The organism is Methylorubrum podarium (assembly GCF_022179745.1).
GTDB lineage: Bacteria > Pseudomonadota > Alphaproteobacteria > Rhizobiales > Beijerinckiaceae > Methylobacterium > Methylobacterium podarium.
In genome coordinates this window covers 1-2,868 of the sequence record NZ_BPRD01000224.1, presented here as the reverse complement: position 1 = coordinate 2,868, position 2,868 = coordinate 1, and the positions used below count along the sequence as shown (strand labels likewise).

The window sequence follows — 2,868 nt, the reverse complement described above, 5'->3', positions numbered from 1 at the left end:
GCCGCCGGTCCAGGCGACGGGGTTGACGGCCATGCCCGGCTGGATCTTCTGGAAGCCCTCGACGACGACGGTCTCGCCGGCCTTGAGGCCCTCCTCGACGATCCAGCCGGCGTCGGTGAGCGGTCCGGTGCGCAGGGGCCGGAGGGCGGTCTTGCCGTCCTGCACGACGTAGGCCTGCGCCTCGCCCGCACTGGAGCGCTGGATCGCCTGGGCCGGGACGACGACCGCGTCGGCCTTCATCCCGTGCGCCACGCGCACCCGGACATAGGTGCCGGGCAGCAGGGCGGCGTTCGGATTCGGGAACGCGGCGCGCAGGGAGACCTGCCCGGTGCCGGGATCGACGCTCACATCCGTGAACAGCAGCCGGCCCGCATCGGGGTGCAGGGTGCCGTCCGCACGGACGAGGCGAACCTCGGTCTCTTCCTTGCCGGCCGCGCGCTCGGTGAGCTCGCCGGGGTCCGAGGCGGAGGCGTTGAAGTCGGCGAAGATCGGGTCGATCTGCTGGATGACGGCGAGCTTCGTGGCGTCGCCCTGCCCGACGAGGGCGCCCTCAGTGACAAGGGCGCGCCCGATGCGGCCCGCGATGGGGGCCCGCACGGTGGCGTAATCGAGGTCGATCTTCGCGCGGTCGAGCTGTGCCTTTGCGCTGGCGACGTCCGCCTCGGCTTGCCGCAGGGAGGCAATGGCGATGTCGTGCTGGGCGGTGCTGGCCGCCTGCCGCTCCAGAAGCGTCTCCGTGCGCTCCGATTGCTTCGAGGCCTGGACGCGGGTCGCCTCGGCTTTGGCGAGCGCCGCGGCCTTGGCATCGACCTCGGCCTTGTAGATGGCCGGGTCGATGCGGAAGAGCACGTCGTTCTTCTTGACGAGGCTGCCCTCCTCGAAGGCGCGCTCCCGGATGATGCCGGAGACCTGGGCACGGACCTCCGCCACGCGGGTCGAGGCGAGGCGTCCCGGCAGGTCGTAGGTGCGCGGCACTGTCGCCGGTTCGGCCGTCGCGACGGACACGTCCATCGGCGGCGTCTCCGCCGCCGCGGCGGCCGGGTCGTTCGCCGCGGGCTTACAGCTGGTCAGCACCGCACTCAGCATCAACACGAGAAGCGGCAGGCGGCGATGATCACGCCAAGTCATGGTTCGAAGGTCCTTGTCTGAAGACGAGTGGGCGGGTGCCGTCGGCAGGCCGTCAGCCCGGCGGCATCGCCCGGAGGCGCCTGCGCAGGGCCGCCCAGTCCGGGGGCGGCCCGTCCGCCGCATGCAGGAGACCGGCGTGCTGGCGGCGGATGTTCGCGATGCAGTCGAGCAGCCTGCGGCGCACGAACTCGGGCGGCTTCCTGCGGCAGGGGGCGCTCGTCACGGTCCGTGCCCCGTGGTCGCGGAGAATGCCTGCATCACCACGACCCCGCCGACGATCATGGCCATCCCGACCATCGCCGGCACGTCGAGGGCCTGCTTGAACAGCGCGGCGCCGATGAGCGCGGTGACGACGATGCCGACCCCACTCCAGATCGCGTAGACGACGCCGAGCGGCATCGTCTTGAGGGCGACGGACATGAGGAAGAAGGCCGCCGTGTAGCAGGCCGCCATCCCGAGCGTGGGCGCGGCCTTCGTGAACTGCTCGGATTTCTGCAGCAGGGTCGTGCCCGCCACCTCGCAGGCGATCGCGGCGCCGAGGGCGGCGTAGGCGATGGTCGATGCGGACATCGTGCGCTCTGCTTCCATCTCGCGTCTCTGGGCCGCCCAGCCGGGCTTGCCTCCGCTCCGTCGGTCAATTAAATCCATTTGTACGGAATTGAAAGAGGGAAGTTCGGAATGGGGCGTCCGAGGAGCATCGACCGCGACAGGGTGCTCGACATCGCCGAGCGGATCGTGCGCGATGACGGTGCCACGGCGCTCACTTTCGACGCCGTCTGCAAGGCCGCGGGCATCACCAAGGGCGGGCTGCAATACTGCTTCGGCAGCAAGGACGACCTGCTCGCCGCCATCGCCGAGCGCTGGATGAGAGGCTTCGACGCGGAGGTCGCGCGCCACACGCCGCCCGACGCGACCAATCTGGAGCGCGCAAGCGCCTACGTGAGGGCGTCGGCCCGCGTCGACGAGGCGAGCCAGACCAAGATGGCCGGCATGCTCGTGAGCCTGCTGCAATCGCCGGAGCACATGGAAAAGGCGCGCGGCTGGTACGCCGCGTGGTTGGAGCGCATCGACCCAGGCACCGAGGCGGGGCGTCGCGTGCGTACAGCGTTCCTCGCCGCGGAGGGGGCCTTCTTCCTGCGGGGCCTCGGCCTGATCGACCTGGACCAGGCCGGCTGGGACGACGTGTTCGACGACATCCTCAAGCTGGTCTGAGCGAACCCCGCCCCGCTGGGTTCAGATACGAGCGCGCGCCATCGCGCCGATAAGCCCACACGCACCGCACGCGAATGGAATGCCCATGACCACGGAGCCTCGCTTCTCCGCGCCCGAGACCCTGCGCGCCATCGCCGGCGCCGCCCGCGCCCTGGGCCGCCGTCAGAACCGCGACGGCCACTGGGTGTTCGAGTTGGAGGCGGACGCCACCATCCCGGCCGAGTACGTGCTGCTGGAGCACTATATGGACCGCATCACCCCCGGGCGGCAGGCGCGGATCGGCGTCTACCTGCGGCGCATCCAGGGCGAGCACGGCGGCTGGCCGATGTTCCATGCGGGCGAGTTCAACCTCTCGGCCAGCGTGAAGGCCTACTGCGCGCTGAAGGCCATCGGCGACGCCCCAGAGGCGCCGCACATGGTGCGGGCGCGCCAAGCCATCCTCGGCCACGGCGGGGCGGAATGTGCCAACGTCTTCACCCGCATCCAGCTCGCCCTCTACGGCGCCATCCCCTGGCGCGGCGTGCCGGT

Annotated in this window: 4 protein-coding genes and 1 pseudogene; 2 read left to right on the top strand and 3 right to left on the bottom strand. The window is 70.7% G+C overall.

The genetic code is table 11. The features are described from left to right. The 3 genes from MFF42_RS12045 to MFF42_RS12040 form a co-directional block, all read right to left on the bottom strand. Window positions 1–1,128, bottom strand: a 1,128-nt coding sequence (locus MFF42_RS12045) for an efflux RND transporter periplasmic adaptor subunit (RefSeq protein WP_238255958.1), incomplete at its 3' end; no start/stop codon positions are given. Window positions 1,129–1,180: 52 nt separating this feature from the next. Beyond that, the gene (locus tag MFF42_RS26370; RefSeq protein ID WP_283206872.1) at window positions 1,181–1,312 is read right to left on the bottom strand and encodes a hypothetical protein; all 132 of its coding nucleotides are present in this window, start codon (window positions 1,310–1,312) and stop codon (window positions 1,181–1,183) included. Window positions 1,313–1,347: 35 nt separating this feature from the next. After that, a complete protein-coding gene (locus MFF42_RS12040; RefSeq protein ID WP_153876219.1) occupies window positions 1,348–1,698 on the bottom strand; it encodes a DMT family transporter in 351 nt (116 codons plus the stop codon). Between the two features lie 141 nt (window positions 1,699–1,839). On the opposite strand from MFF42_RS12040, the gene MFF42_RS12035 reads away from it, so the two are divergent. Further along, window positions 1,840–2,340, top strand: a complete 501-nt coding sequence (locus MFF42_RS12035; RefSeq protein WP_238255957.1) for a TetR/AcrR family transcriptional regulator — start codon at window positions 1,840–1,842, stop codon at window positions 2,338–2,340. A gap of 85 nt (window positions 2,341–2,425) precedes the next feature. Further along, a pseudogene (locus MFF42_RS12030) lies at window positions 2,426–2,868 on the top strand (squalene--hopene cyclase); the annotation flags it as partial.

Bases quoted from the DNA above. Each gene is read 5' to 3' on its own strand.
- MFF42_RS12040 (WP_153876219.1), bottom strand. From the start codon at position 1,698: ATGTCCGCATCGACCATCGCCTACGCCGCCCTCGGCGCCGCGATCGCC.